26 protein-coding genes are annotated in these 26857 nt (G+C 36.8%); 15 read left to right on the forward strand and 11 right to left on the reverse strand.

The genetic code is table 11. The features are described 5' to 3' along the window. Positions 1 to 271: 271 nt before the first annotated feature. Positions 272 to 1522: an NADP-dependent isocitrate dehydrogenase gene (icd, locus tag AC27H3_RS04325; RefSeq protein ID WP_487104026.1), complete on the forward strand. Its 1251-nt coding sequence runs from the start codon at positions 272 to 274 to the stop codon at positions 1520 to 1522. A 138-nt stretch (positions 1523 to 1660) separates the two neighbouring features. On the opposite strand, the gene cspD is transcribed toward icd, so the two are convergent. Beyond that, complete coding sequence (cspD, locus tag AC27H3_RS04330; RefSeq protein WP_085303767.1) at positions 1661 to 1888, reverse strand: cold shock domain-containing protein CspD; 228 nt, start codon at positions 1886 to 1888, stop codon at positions 1661 to 1663. Positions 1889 to 2105: 217 nt separating this feature from the next. Here cspD and clpS point away from each other — a divergent pair, with 217 nt between their 5' ends. Both clpS and clpA read left to right on the forward strand, forming a co-directional pair. Continuing rightward, positions 2106 to 2426: an ATP-dependent Clp protease adapter ClpS gene (gene clpS / locus AC27H3_RS04335; protein ID WP_085303765.1), complete on the forward strand. Its 321-nt coding sequence runs from the start codon at positions 2106 to 2108 to the stop codon at positions 2424 to 2426. Between the two features lie 28 nt (positions 2427 to 2454). Further along, on the forward strand, positions 2455 to 4710 hold the full coding sequence (clpA, locus tag AC27H3_RS04340) for an ATP-dependent Clp protease ATP-binding subunit ClpA (protein ID WP_487104029.1): 2256 nt from the start codon (positions 2455 to 2457) through the stop codon (positions 4708 to 4710). 217 nt (positions 4711 to 4927) lie between these two features. Here clpA and infA read toward each other — a convergent pair whose 3' ends face one another. The 6 genes from infA to ald all read right to left on the reverse strand — a co-directional run bounded on the left by infA (position 4928) and on the right by ald (position 10323). After that, entirely contained in the window at positions 4928 to 5146 is a 219-nt protein-coding gene (gene infA, locus AC27H3_RS04345; protein ID WP_011043571.1) for a translation initiation factor IF-1, read from the reverse strand. An 84-nt stretch (positions 5147 to 5230) separates the two neighbouring features. Next, on the reverse strand, positions 5231 to 5932 hold the full coding sequence (locus AC27H3_RS04350; RefSeq protein ID WP_487104030.1) for an arginyltransferase: 702 nt from the start codon (positions 5930 to 5932) through the stop codon (positions 5231 to 5233). Positions 5933 to 6003: 71 nt separating this feature from the next. Next, positions 6004 to 7107: a tetratricopeptide repeat protein gene (locus AC27H3_RS04355; protein WP_487104032.1), complete on the reverse strand. Its 1104-nt coding sequence runs from the start codon at positions 7105 to 7107 to the stop codon at positions 6004 to 6006. A gap of 194 nt (positions 7108 to 7301) precedes the next feature. Then, a complete protein-coding gene (gene aat, locus AC27H3_RS04360) occupies positions 7302 to 8012 on the reverse strand; it encodes a leucyl/phenylalanyl-tRNA--protein transferase (RefSeq protein ID WP_487104034.1) in 711 nt (236 codons plus the stop codon). Positions 8013 to 8015: 3 nt separating this feature from the next. Continuing rightward, positions 8016 to 8975: a thioredoxin-disulfide reductase gene (gene trxB / locus AC27H3_RS04365; RefSeq protein WP_487104036.1), complete on the reverse strand. Its 960-nt coding sequence runs from the start codon at positions 8973 to 8975 to the stop codon at positions 8016 to 8018. A 226-nt stretch (positions 8976 to 9201) separates the two neighbouring features. Continuing rightward, a complete protein-coding gene (gene ald / locus AC27H3_RS04370; RefSeq protein WP_487104038.1) occupies positions 9202 to 10323 on the reverse strand; it encodes an alanine dehydrogenase in 1122 nt (373 codons plus the stop codon). A gap of 123 nt (positions 10324 to 10446) precedes the next feature. Here ald and lrp point away from each other — a divergent pair, with 123 nt between their 5' ends. The 7 genes from lrp (at position 10447) to AC27H3_RS04405 (ending at position 18326) form a co-directional block, all read left to right on the forward strand. Beyond that, entirely contained in the window at positions 10447 to 10929 is a 483-nt protein-coding gene (gene lrp, locus AC27H3_RS04375) for a leucine-responsive transcriptional regulator Lrp (protein ID WP_487104040.1), read from the forward strand. A 101-nt stretch (positions 10930 to 11030) separates the two neighbouring features. Further along, a complete protein-coding gene (locus tag AC27H3_RS04380) occupies positions 11031 to 13568 on the forward strand; it encodes a DNA translocase FtsK (protein WP_487104042.1) in 2538 nt (845 codons plus the stop codon). A 1-nt stretch (position 13569) separates the two neighbouring features. Beyond that, a complete protein-coding gene (gene lolA / locus AC27H3_RS04385) occupies positions 13570 to 14391 on the forward strand; it encodes an outer membrane lipoprotein periplasmic chaperone LolA (RefSeq protein WP_487104044.1) in 822 nt (273 codons plus the stop codon). Then, on the forward strand, positions 14378 to 15733 hold the full coding sequence (locus AC27H3_RS04390; protein ID WP_487104046.1) for a replication-associated recombination protein A: 1356 nt from the start codon (positions 14378 to 14380) through the stop codon (positions 15731 to 15733). The genes lolA and AC27H3_RS04390 overlap by 14 nt, the downstream gene beginning before the upstream one ends. After that, the gene (crcB, locus tag AC27H3_RS04395) at positions 15726 to 16127 is read left to right on the forward strand and encodes a fluoride efflux transporter CrcB (protein WP_487104048.1); all 402 of its coding nucleotides are present in this window, start codon (positions 15726 to 15728) and stop codon (positions 16125 to 16127) included. Before AC27H3_RS04390 ends, crcB begins: the two co-directional genes overlap by 8 nt. A 26-nt stretch (positions 16128 to 16153) precedes the next feature. Continuing rightward, positions 16154 to 17440: a serine--tRNA ligase gene (gene serS / locus AC27H3_RS04400; RefSeq protein ID WP_487104050.1), complete on the forward strand. Its 1287-nt coding sequence runs from the start codon at positions 16154 to 16156 to the stop codon at positions 17438 to 17440. Between the two features lie 466 nt (positions 17441 to 17906). Next, a complete protein-coding gene (locus AC27H3_RS04405; RefSeq protein WP_487104052.1) occupies positions 17907 to 18326 on the forward strand; it encodes a hypothetical protein in 420 nt (139 codons plus the stop codon). 400 nt (positions 18327 to 18726) lie between these two features. Here AC27H3_RS04405 and AC27H3_RS04410 read toward each other — a convergent pair whose 3' ends face one another. Both AC27H3_RS04410 and AC27H3_RS04415 read right to left on the reverse strand, forming a co-directional pair. Continuing rightward, positions 18727 to 19707 (reverse strand): transposase, encoded by a 981-nt coding sequence (locus AC27H3_RS04410; RefSeq protein WP_487104054.1) that lies wholly within the window; start codon positions 19705 to 19707, stop codon positions 18727 to 18729. Between the two features lie 273 nt (positions 19708 to 19980). Next, the gene (locus AC27H3_RS04415) at positions 19981 to 20766 is read right to left on the reverse strand and encodes a substrate-binding periplasmic protein (protein WP_487104055.1); all 786 of its coding nucleotides are present in this window, start codon (positions 20764 to 20766) and stop codon (positions 19981 to 19983) included. 415 nt (positions 20767 to 21181) lie between these two features. On the opposite strand from AC27H3_RS04415, the gene AC27H3_RS04420 reads away from it, so the two are divergent. From AC27H3_RS04420 to minE, 5 genes are all read left to right on the forward strand, one after another. Continuing rightward, positions 21182 to 21412: a DUF904 domain-containing protein gene (locus tag AC27H3_RS04420; protein ID WP_085303732.1), complete on the forward strand. Its 231-nt coding sequence runs from the start codon at positions 21182 to 21184 to the stop codon at positions 21410 to 21412. Next, complete coding sequence (locus AC27H3_RS04425) at positions 21412 to 21708, forward strand: cell division protein ZapA (RefSeq protein ID WP_487104057.1); 297 nt, start codon at positions 21412 to 21414, stop codon at positions 21706 to 21708. Before AC27H3_RS04420 ends, AC27H3_RS04425 begins: the two co-directional genes overlap by 1 nt. A 159-nt stretch (positions 21709 to 21867) precedes the next feature. Further along, on the forward strand, positions 21868 to 22602 hold the full coding sequence (gene minC / locus AC27H3_RS04430) for a septum site-determining protein MinC (protein WP_487104059.1): 735 nt from the start codon (positions 21868 to 21870) through the stop codon (positions 22600 to 22602). Positions 22603 to 22636: 34 nt separating this feature from the next. Then, a complete protein-coding gene (gene minD, locus AC27H3_RS04435; protein WP_487104061.1) occupies positions 22637 to 23446 on the forward strand; it encodes a septum site-determining protein MinD in 810 nt (269 codons plus the stop codon). A 1-nt stretch (position 23447) separates the two neighbouring features. After that, the gene (gene minE / locus AC27H3_RS04440) at positions 23448 to 23723 is read left to right on the forward strand and encodes a cell division topological specificity factor MinE (protein WP_085303724.1); all 276 of its coding nucleotides are present in this window, start codon (positions 23448 to 23450) and stop codon (positions 23721 to 23723) included. A 418-nt stretch (positions 23724 to 24141) separates the two neighbouring features. Here minE and AC27H3_RS04445 read toward each other — a convergent pair whose 3' ends face one another. After that, positions 24142 to 25572 (reverse strand): alkaline phosphatase, encoded by a 1431-nt coding sequence (locus AC27H3_RS04445; protein ID WP_487104063.1) that lies wholly within the window; start codon positions 25570 to 25572, stop codon positions 24142 to 24144. Positions 25573 to 25647: 75 nt separating this feature from the next. After that, positions 25648 to 26850: an endonuclease/exonuclease/phosphatase family protein gene (locus AC27H3_RS04450; RefSeq protein ID WP_487104065.1), complete on the reverse strand. Its 1203-nt coding sequence runs from the start codon at positions 26848 to 26850 to the stop codon at positions 25648 to 25650. Positions 26851 to 26857 lie beyond the last annotated feature (7 nt).

Raw genomic sequence — 26857 nt, forward strand, 5'->3', positions numbered from 1 at the left:
ATTTATTAAACATAAGTTAGTCAAAAGCTAGGCAATTGCCTAGCTTTTTTTTGCCTGAAATTTAAGCTCTTATACAAAGAGTGATATGAAAATAAACCCATTTATTTCCTATAAAAGTTTGCAATTAAATTAAAGCAACGGTTTAATCATTCATAGCAGTTATACTAAACATCATGATTTCAGTATTAGTGTCGCTGCGCTTTTTCTATTAGTTTAAGGGAAAAGAAACTAGCAAACGGCTATTTTTATTAGTAAATTTAGGAGAACTCGTATGTCGAACCATGTAATTATTCCTAGTGCAGGCGCTAAAATCACCTCAGAACAAGGTTTGTTAAAAGTACCTAATAACCCAATTATCCCATTTATCGAAGGCGATGGAATAGGTGTCGATGTTACCCCACCTATGATGAAAGTTGTTGATGCTGCAGTAACTAAAGCTTATGGCAGTGAAAAGAAAATTCATTGGATGGAAGTTTATGCCGGTGAAAAAGCAACGCAAATGTATGATTCTGAAACTTGGTTGCCTGATGAAACTTTAGACATGTTCAAAGAATATAAAGTGGGCATAAAAGGTCCGCTTACAACCCCTGTTGGTGGTGGTATGCGCTCTTTAAACGTTGCTTTAAGGCAGATTCTTGATTTATATGTATGTCAGCGACCAGTGCAATGGTTTACCGGTGTTCCAAGCCCAGTAAAGAAGCCTAGCGAAGTAGATATGGTTATTTTTAGAGAAAACTCTGAAGACATATACGCAGGTATTGAATACCAAGCAGGTACAGATCAAGCTAACAAGATGATCAAATTTTTAACGGAAGAAATGGGTGTTACAAAAATTCGTTTCCAAGAGAATTGTGGTATTGGTATTAAACCTGTTTCTAAAGAAGGTACCCAAAGATTAGTTCGTAAAGCTATTCAGTACGCTATAGATAATGATCGTGAGTCAGTTACTTTAGTGCACAAAGGCAACATCATGAAATTTACTGAAGGTGCCTTCAAAGAGTGGGGTTATGAATTAGCGAGAGAAGAGTTCGGTGCTGATTTAATGAATGGCGGTCCTTGGTGTACGCTTAAAAACCCTAATACAGGGAAAGAAATTATCATCAAAGATGTAATTGCTGATGCTATGCTGCAACAAATTCTATTACGTCCGGCAGAGTATAGCGTAATTGCTACTTTAAATTTAAACGGTGACTATTTATCAGATGCCTTAGCAGCACAAGTGGGTGGTATTGGTATAGCACCTGGCGCTAACTTAAATGATGATGTTGCTATTTTTGAAGCGACTCATGGCACAGCACCCAAATATGCGGGTCTAAATAAAGTAAATCCAGGTTCAGTTATATTATCTGCTGAAATGATGTTAAGACATATGGGGTGGACTGAAGCGGCTAACTTACTGTTAAAAGGCATGTCTGGTGCTATCAATGCGAAAACAGTGACTTATGATTTTGAACGTTTAATGGATAATGCAACCTTAGTCACTTGTTCTGAATTTGGTGATTGTATTATTGATAATATGTAAACTGATAATACGTAAAACGTAGCACCATTTAGGTGCTAATAAATTTATCAAAATTTTTAAGGTAAATTAAAATCGTTAAACATAAAAAAACACAGCTAAATAGCTGTGTTTTTATTTTTTAATATTTTCAGTTTATTATTAATTGTCTGAGTCTGATTCTATTTCTGATGGAGTAATACTTGCTGCGTGATCACCTTTTGGGCCAGCATTTAACTCGTAATTAACATCTTGACCCGCTTTTAACGTACGGTATCCTTCCATTTGAATTGTTGAATAATGAGCGAAAATATCTTCACCACCATCCTCTGGACGAATAAAACCAAAACCTTTCGCATTATTAAACCATTTAACTGTACCGTGAGCCATACATCAACATCCTTCTAAATTCATCGGTAATTAGGTATGCTTTCCACAAAGCATTATCTTAAGTATCATTTTTACGCTACATGACTAAAAAATAGCCATTAAAGTAAATCGTAGATAATAATTAAAAATAGTCAAGTATTAAGTAACATATTTTAATTTTTTAGTTATTATTTTTTAAATCTCAAGCAAAATTTAACTGACAGACTAATATAGAATTATGAGTAAATGGAAAGAATTAATAGGTGATCAAACAGTTCTTGATGACGAGGTTATTGAAAAATTTGATAAACCCCCAATGTATACAGTTGTGCTTTTAAATGATGACTACACACCGATGGATTTCGTTATTGATGTGTTATGTAGATTTTTTAATATGGATTCAGAACAAGCAACAGATGTGATGTTAGCGATTCATTATAAAGGGAAGGGACGTTGTGGTACCTTTACAGCTGAAGTAGCAGAAACTAAAGTTGATCAAGTGCTAAGTTACGCAACGAGTAATGAACACCCGCTTAAATGTACTATGGAAAAAGCGTAATTACGCAAGATTTTAATGGGAGCAACCTATGCTGAATAAAGATTTAGAAGTATCGTTAAATATGGCTTTTCGTCAGGCTAAAGAGTCTCGCCATGAATTTATGACGGTTGAACACTTATTGTTGGCATTGTTAGACAATCCTTCATCTATTGATGCTTTAAAAGCATGCGGCGCAGAAATCGAAAATTTAAAAAAAGAGTTATTAGCATTTATTGCTGATACAACCCCAGTTATTCCTGCTGGAGAAGCTGAACGTGAAACTCAACCAACGCTTGGTTTCCAACGAGTTTTACAGCGTGCTGTTTTTCATGTGCAATCGTCAGGTAAAAGTGAAGTAAATGGGGCAAATGTACTTGTAGCAATATTTAGCGAGCAAGAATCTCAAGCAGCTTATTTCCTTAAAAAATCTGACATTACCCGTTTAGATATTGTTAATTTTATTTCTCATGGTATCGCAAAAGTTGAACAAGAAGGGATAAATAGTGGTGAGTCTCAAGCTCCCGCTGGTGAAGAAGAACCACGTACTATTGATAATTTCTCTACAAACCTAAACGAAGTAGCCTTAAAGGGGAATATAGATCCGCTAGTGGGGCGCGATAATGAATTAGAACGAACCTTACAAGTATTGAGTCGCCGCAGAAAAAATAATCCTTTATTTGTCGGTGAAGCAGGCGTTGGTAAAACCGCTATAGCTGAAGGCTTAGCAAACTTACTTGTTTCAGATAAAGCACCTGAGTTTTTAAAAGACGCGACTATTTATTCTTTAGATATGGGCGCATTGTTGGCTGGTACTAAATACCGCGGTGATTTTGAAAAACGCTTCAAAGCCTTGTTAAAAGAACTTGAACAAGACGGCAATGCAATTCTCTTTATTGATGAAATTCATACTATTATAGGCGCTGGTGCTGCCTCTGGTGGTATGCTTGATGCCTCAAACTTAATCAAACCGTTACTGTCATCAGGAAAGCTTCGATGCATGGGGTCAACAACGTATCAAGAATACCAAAGTATATTCGAAAAAGATCGTGCCTTAGCTCGTCGTTTCCAAAAAATTGATGTTGTTGAACCTAGCGTTGACGATACAACAAAAATTTTACATGGCTTAAAAGAAAAGTACGAGAGCCATCATGGCGTTAAATACTCTAATAATGCCTTGAGAGCTGCCGCGCAACTCTCAGCAAAATATATTAACGATAGATTTTTACCTGACAAAGCTATTGATGTAATTGATGAGGCGGGTGCTCGTCAGCAATTAGTTCCGGTATCTAAACGTAAAAAAACCATCAACAATACCGACATCGAGAATATCGTCGCTAAAATGGCACGTATCCCTGAAAAGTCGGTATCTTCAACAGAAGTCGATAGTTTAAAAACGCTTGACCGTAATTTAAAATTGGTTGTTTTTGGCCAAGATCATGCAATTGATGAGTTATCTTCTGTTATTCGTTTATCTCGAGCGGGCTTAGGTAATGAACACAAACCAATAGGCTCTTTTATATTTGCCGGCCCAACAGGCGTTGGTAAAACAGAGGTTACTCAACAACTCGCGAAAGTCTTAGGTGTAGAGTTACTGCGTTACGATATGTCTGAGTATATGGAAAAACATGCCGTTAGTCGTTTAATCGGCGCTCCTCCAGGTTACGTGGGTTATGAACAAGGTGGCTTATTAACAGATGCAGTGATTAAAAACCCGCATGCTGTTGTGTTGTTAGACGAAATAGAAAAAGCACATGAAGACGTTTACAACATTCTACTACAAGTGATGGATCACGGTACGTTAACTGATAATAACGGCCGTAAAGCTGATTTTAGAAATATTATTTTAGTGTTAACAACTAATGCAGGTGTTGCGCATACTGTTAAGCAATCTATTGGCTTTAAACAGCAAGATAATACCCTTGACGCTATGGAAGAAATAAACAAAGTATTTTCACCTGAGTTTCGTAATCGCTTAGATAATATTGTTTGGTTTAACCATTTGGGTGATGAGGTTATTCAACAAGTTGTAGATAAATTTATTGTTGAGCTGCAAGTCCAACTTGACGAGAAGGGGGTATCGTTAGAAGTCACCAAAGATGCTAAAAAATGGATGGCTAATAAGGGTTACGATAAAGCTATGGGTGCACGGCCAATGGCAAGGTTGATTCAAGAGCATTTGAAAAAACCATTGGCTAATGAACTCTTGTTTGGTGAGTTAACGCAAGGTGGAGTAGCAAAGGTTGCGGTTAAGAAAGACAAACTCGTTATTAACTATGAATCGAAGAAAGAGTTAGTCGAACACTAATGTTTAGCTAATACTTAGCACATAGATGTTCAATAGCATTTATGTGCTTTTTATTTATAGTTAAATAGCACAAGCTACACTAAGTTTATCTTTTTTAAGATATAAAAAAACCGAGCAAGCTCGGTTTTTTGTTTTTAAATTGGCAATAACAAAAATTTTAGTTATAAAAAAACGCTTTGTTAAGCAAAAGCGCTTTTAAAACTAAAACTTGAAATATTTATCTAGCACGGAAGATAATACGACCTTTAGATAAGTCATAAGGTGTTAATTCAACAGTAACTTTGTCGCCAGTTAATATACGAATGTAGTTTTTGCGCATTTTCCCAGAAATATGAGCAGTAACAACATGGCCATTTTCTAGTTCAACACGGAACATAGTATTTGGCAAAGTATCTAAAACAGTACCTTGCATTTCAATATTTTCTTCTTTCGCCATTGGGCGCCGAACCTCTAAATTAGTGCGTAAATAAAAAGCTGCGCAGATAATGCCGAATTGCGGCGCTAATGTAAAGCTATAGTGTTATTTATTTACCGTTTGCCATTGATTTTCTACTAATATTTGATGGGCTTTGTAGCGGTCTTTATAATTCATTTTACTGCATGTTTCTATTTGGTAGCCAAGGTAGAGAAACTGTCGATTCTGTTGAGCAGCGATTTCAATTTGTTTTAGTATAGAATACACCCCTAAACCGTAGCTTTTATAATTGGGATCATAAAAAGTATAAACAGCAGAAAGGGCGTTTGGTATGTCATCTGTTACTGCAACACTGATTAAAATATCATTATGCCAAATTTCGATGTAGCACTGCTCAGTAATATTGTTTTGGGTAAAACTTTTAAATTGTTCTTCTGAGGCTGGGAACATACTACCATCGTGATGCACAGTGTTAATATACCGCTCATAAAGCGGATAGTAACTTGCTTTGATCGTCCGGCTTAACAAAACTTTAAAATGTTGGTTACGTTTGAAAATACGCTTTTGACTTTTCGATGGAATAAACTCCTGAACTAGAACTCGTAACGATTTACATGCTTGGCAAGCAACACAATGAGGCCGATAAATATCATCACCGCTGCGGCGAAAACCTTGCTGCATTAGCCAACCATAATGTTCTCTATTATGTAAACTTTCATCAACAGCAATTAACAGGCGCTCTTCTTGTTCTGGTAAATAATTGCAAGAAAAAGGCTTTGTAATGCCAAGTTTATAATTATTATTCATTGGTGATTTTACTCGCAGACTTTAAATGTAAGGCTTAAGGTCTGCATGATATAAATGTTGTAGGCTTAAGGTTATTTTGCGGATTTTAACGTTATATATGCAGACTCAAAATCGCCAAGGCTAAAATACGTTTCAGCTAACATTTGCATTAATTCGATTTTATCTCGTGCCATTTGGTAGGTTTCGGCAAGTGTAATGGTCTCTAATAGTAAGGTTTTACATTCAATAAATGCTTTATTTTGCGCTAATATTTTTGCCATATTCTTACGTACATGTATTTTAACTCTTTCAGATGCACTTAAATCTGCAGCAATAATAGCTTCATTCAAGTATTTTTTAGCCTCTTTTATGTTCCCAAGATTATTTTGATACTCTGACAACCTAGACAATGAAAATGCTTGATTGAGCTTGTTTTTATCTTTTAATGCTTGTCGGTAAGACTTTAACATCCAGACACTGGCATCTTGCCAGTTTTCTATTGCTTGATAAATTCTAGCAAGATTATAATAACCAATAGATAAGTAATGTGGGGTATCTATTTTTTCATATATTGTATTTGCTTGATGTTGATATTTCAGTGCAACTTTTATGTTGCCTAGCCTTTTATTTACAGCACTAAACCTTTCTAAAATAATGGCTTTATCAAAAACATTGGGCATTAATTCTAAATATTTTATGGCGAGGGCTAAATCTTTTATCGCTTTATCATTACTTCCCAATAAATTATTAGCGTAAGCTCTCTCAACCAGTGCCGAAATTTTGTAAGTCGATAAGTTAAATTGCTCGGTTTTAATTACCGCCATATTAGCTGCTGCATAGAACTCATTAAACTGTCCGCGTTGAAAGTAACCTCTTGATTGACTAATAAGTACTCTCGCATGCCAGGTATCAGTTAGTAAACCAGTCGCTAAAGCTGCTTTTGAATATTTTAGAATATGTTCTGGTTGGTCAATGATGTAAGCGACTTCTGACTGAAGTACCATTAATTTCGCTTTTAAATTTACGTTGAGCTCAGGATCAACTAATAAAGACTCGATTTCATAAAATACAGCTTTCGGGTTTATAGAAATTTGGTTGTTTAATTTTCGTTCAATATTTGCAAGGTTGTACGAAAGAGCATAATTTGAATAGAGTGTAATGATTATTACCATTAACCAAGTTGAATTTTTACGCAAACCTTCACCATAACTAAGCAATTTAATATCTATTATCATTATTAGCAAATTTCAACAATTATGCCTACTTATAAATTCAGTATTTTGGTGACGCTATCATCACTAATGTAATTTTTATACTGTATAAATCGATTGTCTTATAGTTATGTTAACGTTTTGGAATTGAATGTTAGGAGGTTATTTAGCTTTTTCTGTTAAATAAAAGCAAGGGTTTTAGTTTGCCAAAAGTTTATCGGCGGGATTATTTTTTTTGCAGCACTTTGGTATCCTAAAAACTGCTCTCTTGTAACTTCAATACAACCCATGTTAGCTAAAAAAGGGTTCAACATTTGGCAATCTATAAATTCAACATTAATTGATTTAAGTAATTTAGCTAAATACACAAGTGCTATTTTCGATGCATTACTTTGTCGGTAAAACATAGATTCGCCAGAGAAATAACCATTAATTGCTACACCATACAATCCGCCAACTAATTGCTCGTTATGCCATACTTCAATCGAGTGTGCTTTACCTTGTTCATGCAATAACCTATAAGCAGCTATCATAGGGTCAACAATCCAAGTTTCTTCTTGACGAAAGGGTGCATCAGCACATAGTGAAATAACTTGATTAAAGTCTTTGTTTATTGTGACGGTAAAAGTGTTTCTTTTAATTACTTTCTTTAAGGTTTTATTAATAACAAGTTGTGAAATATTAATAATGCCCCGTGGATCTGGGCTCCACCACATTACTGGCTCTCCATCACTAAACCATGGGAAAATACCGTTTTGATATGCTTGAAAGATTCGTTGAGGTGATAAGTCATCGCCGAAAGCGAGTAGACCATTAGGCTCGTTTAAAGCGGTAGTTAAATCAGGGAAAGTCGAGCTATTCGAAGTTATCCAAGGAATAGCCCGAGTCATTGCTTAGTGACTACCTTTTGCGTCTAAGTAACGCTCTGCATCAAGTGCAGCCATACAACCGGCACCTGCAGATGTAATTGCTTGACGGTAAATATGATCAGCAACATCACCAGCAGCATAAATGCCTTCAACACTCGTTTGTGTAGCATTGCCATCAGTGCCACTTTGAATAGTTAAATAACCATCTTTCATGTCAAGTTGGCCTTTGAATATATCAGTGTTTGGTTTATGGCCGATGGCAATAAACACACCCATAACATCAAATTCTTCCGTGGCATCTGAGTTCATGTCTTTAACACGTACACCAGTAACACCCATATTATCGCCTAGTACTTCGTCTAATGTGCGGTCTAGGTGTAAAACGATATTACCATTAGCCACTTTATCCATTAAGCGTTTAGTCAATATTTTCTCTGAACGGAAAGTATCACGACGGTGAATTAAATGAACTTCAGAAGCTATGTTAGATAAATAAAGCGCTTCTTCAACTGCGGTATTACCGCCACCAACAACAGCGACTTTTTGATTTTTATAGAAAAAACCGTCACAAGTTGCACAAGCCGAAACACCTTTACCCATAAAGGCTTCTTCAGAAGGTAAACCAAGATACATCGCAGATGCACCAGTACAAATAATAAGTGCATCACAGGTGTATAACCCTGAATCACCTTTAAGTTTGTATGGTTTCTCACTAAAATCTACTTCATTGATATGATCAAATATAATTTCAGTATCAAACTTTTCTGCATGTTTTTGCATGCGATCCATTAGTGCAGGTCCAGTAAGATCATCTGCATCACCTGGCCAGTTTTCTACTTCAGTGGTTGTGGTTAATTGACCACCTTGTTGTAAACCTGTGATCATCACAGGTTTTAAATTAGCACGTGCTGCATATACTGCGGCGGTATAGCCTGCAGGGCCTGAACCCAATATGAGTAACGGGCAATGTCTTGCTTCGCTCATGAACTACTCCAAAATAAATATGTTAATGTCTTAATAGTTGGGATTCTAAGTGATTATCTCAAGAGAGCAACAAAGAAATAATTATAAATAATAATTTCTTTCACAAATCTGCAAGGCAATTTTTACAAATGTACCTTTAGGTTTGTACTTTTACTGTTAAGTTAAACGCTTAAAAAACACAAAAGCCGCTTAAAATAAGCGGCTTTAAAACTTTTATTGTTACAAATTACAGAGTCGCTATTGCTACTTCTGGTGCAACGTATTCATAACCAAGTACGTCAGCAACTGGCTTGTAAGTTACTTTACCACCTAATACATTTAAACCGGCCATTAAGTGCGCGTCGTCGAGCAAGGCTTGCTTAGCACCTTTGTTAGCTAGTGTAACTGTAAATGGCATAGTTGCATTGGTTAATGCCATTGTAGATGTTCTTGCAACACCACCTGGCATGTTAGCAACACAGTAATGCACAACATCATCTACTACATATGTTGGATCTTGATGCGTAGTCGCTTTAGATGTTTCAAAACATCCGCCTTGGTCAATGGCAACATCAACAATAACAGCGCCTTTTTTCATCATTTTAATATGTTGTGCTGTTACTAATTTAGGTGCAGCTGCACCCGGAATTAATACTGCACCAATCACTAAGTCAGCTTCTACAATAAGTTGGTCCATAGCATCAGCAGTTGAATATACTGTTTTAAGACGACCATCAAATTCTGTATCTAACTGGCGTAAACGCGGTAATGAACGATCTAAAATAGTAACATCAGCACCCATTCCAACAGCCATACGTGCTGCTTGAGTACCAACAACACCACCACCAACAATAAGAACTTTTGCTGGAGCAACACCTGGAACACCACCTAATAAAGCACCTAAACCGCCTTGAGCTTTCTCAAGTGCATGTGCGCCTGCTTGAATTGACATACGACCGGCAACTTCAGACATAGGAGCTAAAAGTGGTAAACCGCCACCATTTTGTGTAACCGTTTCGTAAGCAATACAAGTTGCACCAGAAGCGATAAGAAGTTCGGTTTGTTTTGGATCTGGCGCTAAATGTAAGTAAGTAAAAAGTACTTGGCCAGGGCGAAGCATTTTACATTCATTTGGTTGAGGCTCTTTTACTTTGATGATCATATCTGCAGTAGCAAAAATTTCTGCTGCAGTATCGATAATTTTTGCACCAGCTGTAATGTATTGCTCATTTTCAAAGCCGATTGCTGCACCACCATTGTTTTCAACGATAACGTCATGGCCATTAACAACTAATTCTTTAACGCCTGCTGGAGTTAAGCCGATACGGTATTCGTGGTTTTTTATTTCTTTAGGTACACCGATAATCATAGTTTCTATCTCTGTTGTAAAATATGGCACTAGTATAGTGGCTTTATCTCGAATTAACGTGTCGTTATTTTTATTATGTTAGGATATAATCCTGCAAATATGTGTTTTGCTAGTGGATTATGTATGAATTCTTCGGTAGAAAAAAAAATAGATAGAATTGATAAAAATATCTTGTTTGAGTTACAAAAAAATGGACGTTTATCTAATATTGAACTTTCTAAAAGAGTCGGTTTAAGTGCTACCCCATGCCTTGAAAGGGTAAAACGATTAGAGAACGACAAATTTATTGTAGGTTATCAAGCTATTTTAAACCCCAAAAAATTAGATGCTGCATTGTTAGTTATTGTCGAAATTACTTTAACTAAAACCAGCCCCGATGTGTTTGACGATTTTTCTAGAGCAGTGCATGAATTAGACGTTATTCAAGAGTGTCATTTGGTGTCAGGTAATTTTGATTTTTTACTTAAAACCCGTGTTGCAGATATGGCCGCTTATCGTGAGTTATTAGGTAACACTTTGTTAAGATTACCAGCAGTCAGTGAAAGTAGAACTTATGTTGTTATGGAAGAGGTAAAATCTTCAAATAATTTACCTATAAAGCGATAAAAAGCTTTATTCACAGTAAATATTCGGTATTACGTTTTATTCATCGCTAATGTTTGGTATTTTAGCACTATTATAATGATAATTTTCAGAAGAGTGTGCTCTTGTCTTCTCCATCTCCAAAGTTAAATGGCGTTCAACGCCTGCTTGAAGCCGGACTTTTAGTGTCTTGCGTTTTTGCTATGTTTATCATGCTAGCATTATTTAGTTTCGATCCCGCTGATCCCGGATGGTCTCAAACCGGCTATCAAAGCCCAGTTCGTAATTTAGGCGGCGCGGTCGGTGCTTATTTATCTGACTTATTGCTAAATTTATTTGGCTTAATTGCATATAGTTTACCTTTTGTTATCGCCATAACAGGTTGGCTTTTATTTCAAAAATATCATCAATTAATCCGTCTAGATTATTTAACTTTAGGCTTAAAGTTTATTGGCTTTATTTTGTTTTATATTGGCATAACCTCAATAGCCAGCATGAACTTTGACGACGTATTTTATTTTTCGGCCGGTGGTATTTTAGGTGATGTATTAAGCAATTCTCTTATTCCATATTTTTCATTTGTTGGTAGCACATTATTATTTGTGACATTTTGTGGTTCAGGTTTTGTTTTATTAACCGGCATTTCGTTGCTTAAAGCTATTGATAAAGTAGGGGAGTTAACCATTAATGCTATTGAATACAGTTTAACTATACCTTCTTTAATTAAACATCATTTAGATACCAGTCCTGAGAAACCTTCAGACAAAGCTTCAGCCTTAAATACTGAACAAACCGATGACACATCCAATAGCAGTAATAAAGCCGCAATAAACGATAATTCCACTGATCATTACATCGCTTTTGAAAAAGAGTCTGATGAAATTAAAGAGGCAATGGAAGCCATCAGCGATACGCAACATGAAAGTTTGATCGCAAAAAGTAAAGATGACAGTGCTTATAATTATCGAGAAAATGAACCCTACGTTGATATAGACGAATTAATGGGTGAACCGCTTGCTATGAATGTTCAAGAGCATGTTAGTGATGATGAAATTGCTGCAGCTTTTGAGCCAGTTGAAAAAATTGTCATTGAAGAGCCAACAACATTACATGACAAAATTTATCAACAACTAGAAAAAGATAAACCCGATGAGCCTAACTATACTGATATGCCATCTTTAGATTTATTAGACCGTAAAGACAAAGTAGAAAACCCAATAGATCAAGAACAACTCGATATGGTTTCTCGCTTAGTTGAAGCTAAACTATTGGAGTTTGGCATAAAGGCTGAAGTGGTTGGTGTATTCCCTGGTCCAGTAATTACTCGCTTTGAACTAAACTTAGCACCAGGTGTTAAAGCGAGCAAAATTACCAATTTATCTAAAGATTTAGCACGTTCTTTATCTGCTAAAAGTGTCAGGGTTGTTGAAGTTATTGAAGGTAAATCAGTTATTGGTATTGAATTACCTAATAAACACCGAGAAACGGTATTTTTTGCTGACGTAATATCTTGCGAAAAATTTGCCAAGTCTAAATCAAACTTAGCCATGGCCATTGGTAGCGACATTTCTGGTCAACCGGTTATTGCCGACCTTGCTAAAATGCCACATTTACTTGTTGCAGGTACTACTGGATCGGGTAAGTCAGTGGCTGTTAATACCATGATTGTCAGTATTTTGTATAAATCATCTCCTGAAGATGTACGTATGATAATGATTGATCCTAAACAAGTCGAGTTATCAGTTTATGATGGTATTCCGCACCTTTTATCTGAAGTTGTAACCGATATGAAAGAGGCGGCTAATGCTTTACGATGGTGTGTTGGTGAAATGGAACGACGTTATCAATTAATGTCTAAGTTAGGCGTACGTAATTTGAAAGGTTACAACGATAAAGTTGCCACAGCCATTGCTGCCGGAGAGCCTCTTATAGATCCATTATGGCAACCTAGTGATGCATTCACGCAAACGCCTCCGACTTTAGAGAAATTACCATCGATTGTTATTATTGTTGACGAATTTGCTGATATGATGATGATAGTGGGTAAAAAAGTTGAAGAGCTTATTGCACGTATCGCTCAAAAAGCGCGTGCTGCGGGTATTCATTTAATATTAGCAACTCAACGTCCTTCAGCCGATGTTATTACTGGTCTAATTAAGGCGAATATTCCAACCCGTATGGCACTTAGAGTGCAGTCACGTATTGAGTCTCGTATTATTCTTGATCAACAAGGTGCAGACCAATTACTTGGTATGGGTGACATGTTTTATTTACCACCTGGTGAGGCGGTGCCTATTCGTGTTCATGGTGCTTTTGTTGATGATCACGAGGTACATGCCGTTGTAAATGACTGGAAATCTAGAGCTGAACCTAATTACATCGAAGATATTCTTTCAGGCGATTCAGAACAAGATATTTTGCTACCTGGTGAACAAGCCGACGCTGACAGCGAAGAAGAAATTGACACCTTATACGACGAAGCATTAGCGTTTATTACAGAAAGTCGTCGCGTTTCAATTTCTAGTATTCAAAGAAAATTTAGAATAGGTTACAACCGTTCTGCACGTATTGTTGAACAAATGGAGTCGCACGGTGTCGTAAGCAGACCAGGTAACAACGGTGCGCGTGAAGTTTTAGCGCCACCACCCGTTAAGGACAATTAATATGCAAAGTAAAAGTAAACTTATAAAAAATGGCGCTGCCATAGCAACTCTGTGCAGTGCTGTATTTTCAGCGTCGAGCTTAGCGCTAAGTCATGATGACTTAGAACTTAAGACGTCACAGGTGACTGTAAATAAAGTTAAAGCGGCTAATAAAATAGACTTACAAAAGTCAGTATCAGCAAATATCAGTGAAAATCGTGCTGATAATCAAATGCTCGATAAACAAAATAACCAGCATGTTGCTGTTAATGCTATTGAAAAATCAAATGCTTATAAAAGTGAGTTAATGGCTAAATTAGCTAAGATTGATTTTTTTAGTGCAAGTTTTGCTCAAGTTATATTTGACGAAGCAGGTAATGAATTACAGCAAGGTAATGGTCTTATTTCGGTCAGTAAACCTAATTTAGTGCATTGGCAAACTGTTATGCCAGACGAGTCATTAATCGTTTCAGATGGCGAAAATTTATGGTTTTATGATCCTTTTGTTGAGCAAGTTAGTGTTTATACCTTAGAGAGTGCTATTGCCAATACACCCATATTACTTATTACCAGTAATAACGAACAACTTTGGCAAGATTACACCGTAAGTCAATTAACAGACAATCGTTACTTGGTTACCGCAACGAATGAAAATTCGCGTGTTAAAAGTTTAGAGCTCAGTTTTACTAATGTGGCAAACAGCATTGAACTTTCAAGCTTCAATATTTTAGACGCAACTGGCCAACTCAGTGTAATAACGCTCGAGCAAAGCAATACTAAACCTAAACAGAGTATATTCCAGTTTACCGTCCCCGAAGGTGTTTATTTAGATGACCAACGCTAACGGCTCACTTGACCTAGAGTTTGCTGAAGATGACCGCTTTAAACCCTTAGCGGCTAAATTGAGGCCGAAATCACTGGCAGAGTATGAAGGCCAAGAGCATATTTTGGCTAAAGGTATGCCATTACCTTTAGCGATTGAACAAGGCAAAGTGCACTCTATTATTTTTTGGGGGCCACCAGGTACCGGCAAAACGACGATTGCTGAAATTATTGCGAACCATGCCAATGCCGATATAGAACGTGTTTCTGCCGTAACTTCAGGTATTAAAGATATTCGCCAAGCGATTGAAAACGCAAAAAATCGCGCGACACATCAGCAACGTCGAACGGTGCTTTTTGTTGATGAAGTGCATCGTTTCAATAAAAGCCAACAAGATGCTTTTTTACCGCACATAGAAGATGGCACTATTATATTTATTGGCGCGACCACTGAAAACCCAGCCTTTGAATTAAACCAAGCGATACTTTCACGTGCCCGTGTTTATACCTTAAAAAAATTGAGCGAACAAAACTTAAGTAATGTATTAGCGCGAGCCATTAGCTATCAACGAAAGAGTACTCAGCTTGAAATTGTTATTGATCAAGAAACCAATAAACAACTTATTGCATTAGCTAATGGCGATGCCCGAAGATTGCTCAATTTATTTGAAAACTGTTTAGAAATTACTCAGGTTGAAAACAACCAACAAGTCTTGACTAAAGAGCAATTGATCCAAGTTGCGGGTAATAAAATAGCCCTTTACGATAAAGGCGGCGATGCATTTTACGACCTCATTAGTGCTTTTCATAAATCGGTTAGAGGCTCGGATCCCGATGCTGCACTTTATTGGTATGCCCGTATTCTTACCGGCGGCGGCGATGCACTTTATGTTGCTCGACGCCTACTCGCCATAGCGAGTGAAGATATTGGTAATGCAGACCCACGTGCCATGCAATTAGCGATTAATGCTTGGGATACATTTCAACGAGTTGGCCCCAGCGAAGGGGAGCGAGCAATAGCTCAAGCCACCGTTTATATGGCGCTGGCGCCAAAAAGTAATGCAGTTTATATGGCATTTTCTCAAGCAAAGGCTTTAGCAAAAGAAACCAGTGATCTTGATGTGCCATTACATTTAAAAAACTCTACCAGCACGATTACAAAAGAGCTAGGGCATGGAGATGAATATCGTTATGCGCACAATGAAGTAGGTGGCTTTGCTGCGGGGGAAAATTATTTTCCAGAAGAAATCGCCGAAACCATGCTTTATCAACCTACGGATCGCGGACTTGAAAAACAACTGCGTGAGAAACTCAATTATTTAAACCAGTTAAATCAACAAAGTGACCAACGTCGATATGACTAATACCCTCAGTAACTTCACTTTATATCTATTTGTTGCCTTAGGTGGTGCCTTTGGTGCGAGCCTTAGATTTTATATTTCACAATTAATTCTAAATTGGCTCGGAAAAGGATTCCCTTTTGCGACGTTGGCGGTTAATATTTCCGGATCCCTGATCATGGGAGCACTTTATGGGTTAATTGAACAAGGTGTGATTGAAGTGAGTGTTTATCGAACACTTATTGGTATTGGCTTTTTAGGCGCATTTACCACTTTCTCAACCTTCTCATTAGATACCTTGTTATTAATTCAGCAAGGTGACATATTTAAAGCAACAATAAACATTTTACTTAATGTTGGCTTTTGCATTATTGCAGCAGCATTAGGCATGTATATTGTATCTATTTTTAACAAGTAAATAACAAAGAAAACACGTGACATATCATGCTTGATCCAAAACTACTTAGAACAGACATAGAAAACACCGCAGCTGAACTTGCTAAACGTGGATATACGTTAGATACCGCGCAATTAATTGCATTGGAAGAGCAGCGTAAAACCATTCAAATGAATACGCAAGACTTACAAAATCAGCGTAATACTCGCTCTAAGTCAATAGGACAAGCCAAAGCTCGTGGCGAAGATATTCAGCCTTTGTTGGCTGAAGTGAGTAAACTTGGTGACGAGCTAGAAGCAGCGAAAGAAGAACAAACACAAGTGTTGGCGAAAATCGACCTGATCGCTTCTGCTATTCCAAATTTAATTCATCAGTCAGTACCTGCTGGCGCAAGTGAAGACGACAACGTTGAAATAAAACGTTGGGGTACACCGCGCGAATTTGATTTTGAAGTGAAAGACCATGTTGACGTTGCTACCGCTTTAGACAAAGGTTTAGATTTTGAAAGTGGCGCAAAGCTTGCCGGTACTCGTTTCGCTGTTATGCGTGGCCAAATTGCTAAACTTCACCGGGCATTAGCACAGTTTATGTTAGACGTGCATAGTGAAGAGCATGGCTACCAAGAAATGTATGTACCTTATTTAGTTAACCATGACTCTTTGTACGGTACTGGCCAGTTACCAAAATTTGGTGAAGATTTATTCCATACCGAATTGAACAATAAAAAACTGTCTTTGATCCCAACCGCAGAAGTACCGTTAACGAACTTAGTGCGTGATGAAATTATTGAAGAGCAAGACTTACCGATTAAAATGTGTGCGCATACACCATGTTTTCGTAGTGAAGCAGGTTCTTATGGCAGAGACATTCGTGGCTTAATTCGTCAGCATCAATTCGACAAAGTTGAAATGGTACAAATCGTTAAGCCAGAAGACTCTTTTCAAGCTTTAGAAGACTTAACCGGTCATGCTGAAAAGATTCTAGAAAAACTCGAATTACCATACAGAACTGTAGTGTTATGTACTGGAGACATTGGTTTCAGTGCCACTAAAACCTTTGATATCGAAGTGTGGTTACCCGCGCAAAACACTTACCGTGAAATTTCTTCTTGTTCAAATATGGGCGACTTCCAAGCTCGTAGAATGCAAGCAAGATATCGTAGTAGCGAAACGAATAAACCAGAGTTAGTTCATACGCTTAACGGTTCAGGTCTTGCGGTTGGTCGCACCTTAGTCGCTGTACTTGAAAACTATCAACAAGCTGATGGTAGCATTAACGTTCCTACCGTTTTACAGCCTTATATGAAAGGGTGTACTAACATTAATGTTGGTTAGTTCCAAGTAGGTGAATTAATTGTATTTGTGTAAAAATCCAATACTTAGGTATTGGATTTTTTATATCTACAGATAAGATTTTTTATATCTACAGATAAAATAAAGCTTAATGGTGTAGGCTGACAATAAAGTGCCATGCTCGACAAAAAAGTATCATACTTTTATGTCGCTGCTTTCGGCAGCAAAGAGCCTGAAGCTGACATTCATGCTACATCTTCTTATTCGTAATTTAGTTTAATAACTGAGTATTTAAATGCAGTTGTAACTTGTTTCCACCAAAGTCATGAAATGAGGCAACTTGCCTCATTTCGTTTATTAGCGAATTTTTGTTTTTATCTGTAGGTAAGTAGTGGTGTTGGCTGCAAAGATTTGTTATTAATATATAAAATAAATAAGGTGGAAACTTTTTCTCTGTAAAAGAGGCAAGTTGCCTCCTATTAAATTGTTAGCAGTACAAGGAGGTTTCGTGTCAAATTGCATTACCGTATTCTGTAACGGACTAGCACAATTAGAGTGTGATGATTTCGTTATAGATAAGCTATATGACCTAGTGGATTTAATAGAAAACCAAACAGATATTTCTGGTGCTTATGATTCTATTTTCAAGTTTATGGAAGATAACCCTATAAGTGATATCGGCTCTCCCGGCCCCCTTGTGCATCTATTAGAAGAACATTTTCCTAGCTATGTTCCAAAGTTAATAAACTCAATCAATAAAGCGCCTTCTACAACTACAATTTCTATGCTTCACCGAATTTTAAACTCAGATGTTACTGAGCCTGAGAGAAGCCAATACATAGATTTACTTAGTAGAGTATCTAAAAGTGATTCATTCAATATAGCAGTATGCAACGAAGCAAAAGAGTATTATGATTACCATTGCTAAAAGTACAGCTAACAAGCTAATAAATAAGGACAAAAAACAGTTGGCTGTTTTCGTTCCTCAACATTTTAGCCAACAATTTTTTGCCCATTATTAGGGCGTTCTGATGGAGTTGGAAAAGCTCCTAGAGAGTAAGTATAGTTCATATAAGACCATGTATGTATATTCATACAGTATATATGTTGACATTTTAATTAACTTATTAAGCCACCCATAATAACTGTATAAAATAGCCGAACAAAGAAAGGGAAGGTTACTTTTGCTTTAGTAGGACTATTCAGTATGTAAATGAGGGGGGTGTTATCTATTTGCAGAGTTTTCTCATCATCTGCTGAATTTCAGGCAAGCTTTTAATGTCATCCTCAGAAAACCGTATTTTTTGTTATTGAACTGAATTAGTTTGCTAAGCGCTATTCAAACAAGCCTGAGCGTTGGCGATACCATGAGCTAGCTTTAAACCGACGTGCTCTGTAAATTCATACAAATGCTCTGCAGTACCTACCGCGCCAGTGAACATACCTTCAAAGTTGGTGGTGAGTTTTAACCAGCTCTCATCGCTGATATGCAGTCTTGATAGTATGTCAGCCGTTTTAGCATTGATAGCGCCGCGTTTATCTTCTCTCATCACGCGTCCAGTTTCATCAACTAGTGTTAAGTAATCTTTTAAGCAAAAAGCAATGCCTGCAGTTTTTTCTTGATGTTCATTGTCAGTGAAAGGTAATAAGGCTTTAGGTTGCTCTCCGTTAATCGCTGCTTTGATACGCAGTTGAATACTGGTAAAGCCTGACTGCTCAGGCGTTGGAGCAATACCGGCACGGACAGGATTTAAATCTACATAAGCCATACAAGACAGTAATGCAGCGTCATCAAGCAGGGCTTGAGATTCAAAGCGTCCTTCCCAGAAGTGGCCAGTACACTTATCTTCTTTATTGGCTTGCCTGGCAATAGGCTCGTTTAACGAGCGCATAAACCAACTGATATCGATGAGGCGCTGTTTATACACCTGTACTGTGTCTTCAACCATCTCCAATTCAAACTGCGTTAACGGTTGTTCTTGTTGAAATTTAACAGTGAGGTGGGTACCTTTAAACAACTTATGCCAACGAGTAAGTACCTCTAGTGTTGTCCAGTTTTCCACTTGCTCACTTTCAACATGAAGAACGAGGTGTAAGTGATTATTCATCACAGCATGAGCACAAATATCAATGGCAAACACCTGAGCTAATTGAAATATACGCTTTTCAATCCAGCTACGCCTGTGCTCATAACTAACGCCGGTTTCTTTATCAACACCGCATAAAAAGGCCTTGCGAACGGTGCGACTGCAAATATGATAATTCGGCGTATCGGTTAAACTGATTTGTTGAGAACGAGGTTTAGGCATAATAATCACCACATTTAGAATTGTGAACTAAGTGTAGTTTACTCATAAAAATATGAACAAGTTATTATGGGTGGCTCAATAGGAAGCTTTGCGGGTACTACCATAATATATTTTGTGTCTAGCATGACTTTGTTGCTAGTTAGATTATTTATGATGTGTGTTATTATTAGTGATGCATGATTTATTAAAATCTAAATGCAAAATAAACTTTAAAATTTACGTTATTGATTAGCTGAAAAAAATTAACTCTAGCTTGAGTACAAATTCAGTGATTTAATTTTTTATCTTTTCCGTGCCAGTGTTACCGACAGTTAAGTAACGATCAAATATTTTTTGGTATTCACCTGACTTCTTTATGCGTAGCAACTGTGTATTAAACTTGTTTCGTAACGCTTCTGATTTAAATAAAAAACCATTCGGACTTTCACCAAATAGCCCAAAACGGTCAACTTGTTGAGTGGCATTTATTTTGCCATCATTTATTATCTGCACTCGATAGTAATCAAAAATATTCGCATCCATTTGTACAACGTCAAATTTGTCTAAATAAAGCATTTTAACTTGTACTAATTGATCAAAGGTCTCGCTATAACTGTCATGACTATTCACCATTTTCGCGTATGCTTCACCTAAATGAATTGCAGCATCTTGCCACGAAAGTAAACTATGGTTTTTAAGATCTTCTATTTGGGTAAAATTAAATTTATTTTTATGCAAACTAAAAGCAAAATTTTCATAAGCATAAGCATTATCTGAGAAGTAACCTTTTAAATTGTGTTGGTTAATCGTATTCAAATTCATATCAGAAACTGCATCTACATTACCGTATTTATAAGCATATGTTCGTCGAGCATAAGGCATGTATAACGGTTGAATCTCATAGCCTAAGGGGGTAAGTGTGGCTTTTAATATATCGATGATAATTCCTTCATCGGTATCAGCTAAAACCCAAGGTGCTAATTTTTCACCAAAAACTACCGTTAATTTTTCTGCTGCACTCGTCATGCTGAAAAAGATTGAGAAAAGCATTAATACCCATATACTGACTTTATTTTTCATAGTGATGCTATCCATTTATGGCTATTAACTATGTTAATATTAGCTATTATACTCAATTCTCACAAGCTAGATTTTAACGTAATGACTCGCGAATAGATTATATTAACTAGATAGGACAAAAAACTCTTTTGTTGTTCCTGTAGCTTTATATGGTTATACACTACCTAGGGTTAATTAATTGATTTTTTATAGCCGAGTTAACAGATTATAAACCGTTACAGCCACTGCTATGTAAAGTTAAATTAACTGTATGTTTTTTGTTATAAATGTTTGTTTTTTATACTCTATGTGTTCATTTGGCTTGTCGTTAATATTTGTTACATAAATTCAGCTTTAAATCTTGTTAAACAGTAGCATTTTTCCTCAGTTTAGATTAAGTTTGCGCTTTTATTTATACAGTTAACAAGAGCGCCTTATGTTAGAAAATACTCTCCCTCAACTCGAACAACTGATTGAACAGATCATTGAGAAAAATACCTTACTAAAAAGCCAAGTGGCAACTTTAGAGCAGCAAAAGTCACTATTGGCTGATGAAAATGAAATGTTGCAACTCGAAGTACTTGAAAGTGAAGAAAAGCAGAAGCAAACCAGCAATGCTGTAACAAGCATTTTAGACAAATTACAAAGTGTAGAAGAGCTTAGTTAATGTTTGCTGAAGACCCTATCGGTATCAGCGTTGAAATTATGGGCAAGCAGCACAAGTTTTCTTGTTCAGCAGAGCAAGCAGAAGATTTTAAGCAGGCTGCGGCTAACCTGGCTGTTATATGTGATGATATCAAGCAACAAAAAGGTATGGCTACCAATGAGCGTACATTATTAGTTGCGTCAATTAATTTAAGTTATTCACTACTTGTAGCAAATAATAAAGTTAATTGTATTCAAGATGGGCAAGCTGCTTTAATTTCGACTTTAAAAAATAGTTTAAGCCAAGTAAATAAGTAAGTTTATTAATAGCTTGGATTAGCAAAGTTTCATTTATTAGTATTACCGTTATCGGTTAGTTAAGATAACGGTAATACTGGCAACACTTTGTAAATATTATCAATTTAGATAATGAGTGTCTAAACACAGATTGTTGCTTCATTTAGGAATAACTTCATTATGGCTGATGCCAGTATTGAATTTAAAGGGTCAAGCTTTACCCTATCTGTTTTACATCTAAAAACATCCTCGTTAGCCAATATTCGTGCTGATTTAACAAATAAAGTAGCACAAGCTCCTGATTTTTTTTATTTAGTTCCTGTTGTCGTCAGTATTGAGCATCTATCAGGCTCAATTGATTATCAAGCGATAAAATCCTTAGTAGAAGAGTTTAATTTTATCTTTGTTGGTTTTACCGGTGCAATTGAAAAAGAACAGCGTCAAGTTATTCGCCAACTAGGTTTTTCTTTTGTTAGCACTGCAAAAGCTAGCGCTGCTGATAAAAGTACGGTAGTTAAAGACACTGCAGCTAAACAAAATTCAGCATCACAAACAGGTTCAACAACTCCAGCAACAACTTGTCATTTATATACCGACAAAGTTCATCGAGGGCAAATTCGTTCTGGCCAGCAGCTTTATGCGAAAGAACAAAACCTTGTCATTATTGGTTCAGTCTCAGCCGGCGCTGAAGTGATCGCCGATGGTAATATACATATCTACGGTTCGCTACGCGGCAGAGCAATTGCAGGTGCTAAAGGTCATCATAAAGCACAAATATATTGCCAAAATCTTGAAGCAGAGTTGGTTTCTATTAATGGCAACTATTGGCTTAGTGAGTCAATGGAAGCGCACTGGGGCTCACCTGTATATATTCATTTGACTGACAGCGAATTAACGTCGTCAAAACTTATTTAACTTTAACATTTAACTTATAAAGGATATTCGGTCTATGGCACGAATAATAGTTGTTACATCAGGAAAGGGCGGTGTGGGTAAAACTACCTCAAGTGCTGCTATTGGCCTTGGCCTTGCGTTGAAAGGTCATAAAGTTGTTTTAATTGATTTTGATATTGGATTACGAAATCTTGACTTAATCATGGGGTGCGAACGTCGTGTTGTTTATGATTTTGTCAATGTTATCAATGGCGAAGCAACATTAAATCAAGCGTTGATTAAAGATAAACGTGTTAGTAGTCTGTCAATATTACCTGCCTCGCAAACACGTGATAAAGATGCGTTAAATAAAGAAAATGTGGGTAAAGTGCTTGAAGAGCTAGGTAAAAGCTACGATTTTATTGTCTGTGACTCGCCTGCAGGCATTGAAGCAGGTGCTATAATGGCTTTGTATTACGCTGACGAAGCCATTGTAACTACCAATCCTGAAGTTTCTTCAGTACGTGACTCTGATCGTATTTTAGGTATGTTAGCTAGTCGCTCTCGCCGAGCAGAACTTGGCTTAGAGCCAATAAAAGAACACCTATTACTAACACGTTACTCACCAAAACGTGTAGAAGAAGGTGAGATGCTCAGCGTTGAAGATGTTAAAGATATTCTTTCAATACCTTTATTAGGCGTTATACCTGAATCCCAAGCTGTACTTAAAGCATCGAATGCCGGTGAACCGGTAATTTTAGATACTGAAAGCGATGCAGGTAAAGCCTACCAGGACGTTATTGAACGTTTACTTGGCGAAGAGGTTGAATTTAGATTTATACAAGCCGAGAAAAAAGGCATTCTTAGTCGTTTATTTGGAGGTTAACATGGCATTGCTTGATTATTTTTTTAAAAAAGAAAAGCAGGTAACAACAGCTTCTAAGGCTAAAGAACGTTTGCAAATTATTGTTGCTCACGAACGTAATAGTCGTAATAAACAGCCAGATTATTTACCGCAACTCACCGAAGATATTCTGAAGGTTTTACGTAAATATATTAAAGTATCAGATGAAAGTTTCTCGATAAATCTTGATAAAAAAGAAGGCGATTTAAACGTTTTAGAGCTTAATATTGAATTGCACGATGAGCTCAATAAAGATTAAGGTTTTTGCAAGATGCTAACTCACTATTTTTTGTTAGTTTATCTGCTTTAAAGGAAGCTTAATTTCGAAATTCTGCTAGCCATCATCCCATCATCAAAGAGTGAAATTGATGATGGCTTTTTATACTCTGAATTTCAGTGAGAAATATAGGCGTTGAGCTGTTGATCGCTATTATGTTTAATATTTGGCTTTATAGATTTGGCTTTATAGATTTGGCTTTATAGATTTGGCTTTATAGATTTGACTTATTGTGTGGTAAGTCGTTTAAGGTTAATCATTTAAGCTTAATAAACAAAAACGCCGAGTGAATTACTCGACGTTTTTAACTTGATTCAATATTAGCGTTTAATGATTAATTTCTATATAACTGTATTAAAAAATCATGCCTTTTGGCTGTCTATGGCTAACGAATACTAAGTTATTTCTTACCTAACAAGGTAAATATTTTCTTAGCAATATCGGTGTTATCTTGAAAGCCATTAAAGTTTTCACTACCTTTACCAAAAGCGAATACGGGGACATCAATGCCAGTATGCGTTCCTGATGGGCTAATTGATCCCCAGCCAGTATTTGTTTTCATATCAATGATTTTGGTAATTACGTTGAGTACAGATTGATAAGCTCTTGGCGCTCTTTTGCCCTTTTTCTCGGCAGCAGATAATTGGTTGAATTGCTTCATAATATCTAGGTCAATAACCTTTGCTGCTTTTAAGTTAGTTAAGTCAGCTTCGGTAATATCAAAAGTCATGAATTCATTAATGTTTTCTATGCTTAAATCATTTTCAACAAACTTACTCGCCATTGTTTGTGGTGACATAGTCATGGCTCTAATAAATTCAGGTCGCCACAAATATTTACTATTAATGTTTGGGTCTGTGCGTGCTGTTTTTTTACCAATAGTTAAACCACCAGTACTATGGTCTGCCGTGATCACTACTAATGTATCAGGGTTTGCTGCTACATAAGTTTCAAGGTATTCAATGGTTTTTGCTAAGTCGTCCATTTCTGCCATTGCCGCAGCAATATCTCGCGCGTGTCCGGCGTAATCTACTTGGCTGCCTTCAACTAGCATGAAATAACCATGCTTGTTTTCTAATTGTTTGGTAGCGGCTTTGGTCATCATTGCCAAACGGTGTTTGTTGGTATCGTCTAATGCCCAAGGTAAATTGGTTTTATCAAATAACCCTAATACCGGCTTACCGTTAGGAATAGAGTCTATTTCGCTATATTTATCGATGTAATGAAAACCAGATCCAATAAACTCATCAACTAAGTTTCTATCTTTACGGATAAAATATTTCCAGCCGCCACCTAAATATAGATCTGCTTTTATACCGTCATCAATATAGCTGTCAGCGATAGCGTTATAGTTATAACGATGTTCGTTATGAGCTAAGTACGAAGCAGGAGTTGCGTGATTTATTTGTACGGTAACAACAACGCCGGTTTTCTTGCCTTGTTTTTTTGCATATTCTAAAACGGTTTCAACCGGCAATCTGTTTATATCTAGGCCAATCGAATTATTGTAAGTTTTTATGCCGGTAGATAACGCTGTAGCGCTTGCTGCTGAGTCGGTAATATAGCCAGATTCAGGATCAGGGTGGGTGCTACTGGTACCTGTGAAATTACGATCAAACACAGTTTTTTCAATTTCAGGAGTATTTGGGTTGTCGTTATAATAACGATAAGCTGTGGTAAAAGCTGGCCCCATGCCATCACCGACAACCATGATAATATTTTTGGGCATATTATCTGCCGCGCTAGTGTTTAATTTGGTTGGTGCCGCTTGAAGTTGACTACAAGACATGATTAACAAACTGGTTAATAAGCTTGGAATGAATTTTTTCATATTGATATCCGCTAACTTTATAAGGGTAAAAAGTAAATGCAACAGCTTAAGTTAAGCTGTTGTTTGTGCATAAATTTATTCTTTAAATGCTACATCGATCCAAACTAGTCGGTGATCTGATGAAGCAGCACGGTCTTTAATTAATCTAAACTCAGCTTCTTTGACTGTGGGCCAAAAAATACCCGAGTTAATGACCTGTAGTTGCTGTTTAGCAGGTAATACGTAATCGGCACGCATGCCCCAATAGGCTGTGTGATATTTTGCGTTAGGGTTATCTTTTTTGTGAAGTTTTCCGCCTTCACTAAAAGGCGTAGGATCATTTATACGAGCATGGGTAATTAAGCTTTGAATACCAGATTTAATCGCATCTCCATCGACAGCATCAGCATTTAAATCGCCTAAGATAACAAAGGCTTTATTTTCGCTAAGGCCACCATATTGGGTTTTGTCGTCGTAAATATAGCTGGCGGCATTTGGGGTTAAGTAATCAATCCAAAAACGTATTTCATCAAAGTTTCTTTTTCCGTTGCGATCTTCAGGTCCGTCAAACACGGGTGGAGTGGGGTGGCTTGCTAAAATATGCAACTCTTCTCCGTTAACATTTAATGGAATATCCCAGTGAGATTTAGAAGATAGGCGATAGTTGTTCCAGGCTTTATTATTAAACCATGGTGCTTTTGTTTCTGGATCGATAGGCATCATGGCATTAGGCATATCTCGCCATTTAAATAGCTGAAATGTTCTTATTTTATCTTCTACTATTGGGTACTTAGACAATAACGCCATACCAAAATGTCCGGGGAAAAGTCCATAGCCGAAGGCATCGCTGGGTAATTCTCCTATTTTGTTGTCATTATTTAAATCAAAACCTGATGCAACACCCGTGTTGACAGGCCCTTGATAAAAGTAAGGGAAGTTTATAGCGTTCTCACCTTGCTGGCTCTTTGCTAAATATTCACTCAAAAAAAGCTTCAATGATTGATGAGTTTTATCATTTGAGTCAAATTCATTTAACAAAATTATATCAGGATTTACCCGTTGAATTATTTCAGCAATATTTCTAATTTGTTGATGGTTTTGTTCCAATGCTTGCGCTAATTCTTTACCCGTAGGTTTAGCTTCTCTACCTAATTCAGAGGGGAGATAATTTAAAGCTTCCATACTCACATTGAAAGTGGCAATACGTATGGAAGATGTTGTTTTGCTGATTTTTTCTGCCATTACTATCCCTGGGCTTATTAATAAGGACGTTGTTAATAAAAATGTAAATAATTTCATCAAAGTT

The sequence above is a fragment of the Colwellia sp. NW0002-52-1 genome (assembly GCF_057550865.1).

What these genes read in the sequence shown, in the direction of transcription:
- lrp (WP_487104040.1), top strand. Translation starts at nt 10,447, where the DNA reads ATGAATTCTTCGGTAGAAAAAAAAATAGATAGAATTGATAAAAATATC.
- clpS (WP_085303765.1), top strand. Translation starts at nt 2,106, where the DNA reads ATGAGTAAATGGAAAGAATTAATAGGTGATCAAACAGTTCTTGATGAC.
- clpA (WP_487104029.1), top strand. Translation starts at nt 2,455, where the DNA reads ATGCTGAATAAAGATTTAGAAGTATCGTTAAATATGGCTTTTCGTCAG.
- infA (WP_011043571.1), bottom strand. Translation starts at nt 5,146, where the DNA reads ATGGCGAAAGAAGAAAATATTGAAATGCAAGGTACTGTTTTAGATACT.
- serS (WP_487104050.1), top strand. Translation starts at nt 16,154, where the DNA reads ATGCTTGATCCAAAACTACTTAGAACAGACATAGAAAACACCGCAGCT.
- minD (WP_487104061.1), top strand. Translation starts at nt 22,637, where the DNA reads ATGGCACGAATAATAGTTGTTACATCAGGAAAGGGCGGTGTGGGTAAA.
- AC27H3_RS04450 (WP_487104065.1), bottom strand. Translation starts at nt 26,850, where the DNA reads ATGAAATTATTTACATTTTTATTAACAACGTCCTTATTAATAAGCCCA.
- AC27H3_RS04410 (WP_487104054.1), bottom strand. Translation starts at nt 19,707, where the DNA reads ATGCCTAAACCTCGTTCTCAACAAATCAGTTTAACCGATACGCCGAAT.
- minC (WP_487104059.1), top strand. Translation starts at nt 21,868, where the DNA reads ATGGCTGATGCCAGTATTGAATTTAAAGGGTCAAGCTTTACCCTATCT.
- AC27H3_RS04415 (WP_487104055.1), bottom strand. Translation starts at nt 20,766, where the DNA reads ATGAAAAATAAAGTCAGTATATGGGTATTAATGCTTTTCTCAATCTTT.
- cspD (WP_085303767.1), bottom strand. Translation starts at nt 1,888, where the DNA reads ATGGCTCACGGTACAGTTAAATGGTTTAATAATGCGAAAGGTTTTGGT.
- AC27H3_RS04445 (WP_487104063.1), bottom strand. Translation starts at nt 25,572, where the DNA reads ATGAAAAAATTCATTCCAAGCTTATTAACCAGTTTGTTAATCATGTCT.
- crcB (WP_487104048.1), top strand. Translation starts at nt 15,726, where the DNA reads ATGACTAATACCCTCAGTAACTTCACTTTATATCTATTTGTTGCCTTA.
- trxB (WP_487104036.1), bottom strand. Translation starts at nt 8,975, where the DNA reads ATGAGCGAAGCAAGACATTGCCCGTTACTCATATTGGGTTCAGGCCCT.
- icd (WP_487104026.1), top strand. Translation starts at nt 272, where the DNA reads ATGTCGAACCATGTAATTATTCCTAGTGCAGGCGCTAAAATCACCTCA.
- AC27H3_RS04350 (WP_487104030.1), bottom strand. Translation starts at nt 5,932, where the DNA reads ATGAATAATAATTATAAACTTGGCATTACAAAGCCTTTTTCTTGCAAT.
- AC27H3_RS04425 (WP_487104057.1), top strand. Translation starts at nt 21,412, where the DNA reads ATGTTTGCTGAAGACCCTATCGGTATCAGCGTTGAAATTATGGGCAAG.
- AC27H3_RS04420 (WP_085303732.1), top strand. Translation starts at nt 21,182, where the DNA reads ATGTTAGAAAATACTCTCCCTCAACTCGAACAACTGATTGAACAGATC.
- AC27H3_RS04390 (WP_487104046.1), top strand. Translation starts at nt 14,378, where the DNA reads ATGACCAACGCTAACGGCTCACTTGACCTAGAGTTTGCTGAAGATGAC.
- aat (WP_487104034.1), bottom strand. Translation starts at nt 8,012, where the DNA reads ATGACTCGGGCTATTCCTTGGATAACTTCGAATAGCTCGACTTTCCCT.
- ald (WP_487104038.1), bottom strand. Translation starts at nt 10,323, where the DNA reads ATGATTATCGGTGTACCTAAAGAAATAAAAAACCACGAATACCGTATC.
- minE (WP_085303724.1), top strand. Translation starts at nt 23,448, where the DNA reads ATGGCATTGCTTGATTATTTTTTTAAAAAAGAAAAGCAGGTAACAACA.
- lolA (WP_487104044.1), top strand. Translation starts at nt 13,570, where the DNA reads ATGCAAAGTAAAAGTAAACTTATAAAAAATGGCGCTGCCATAGCAACT.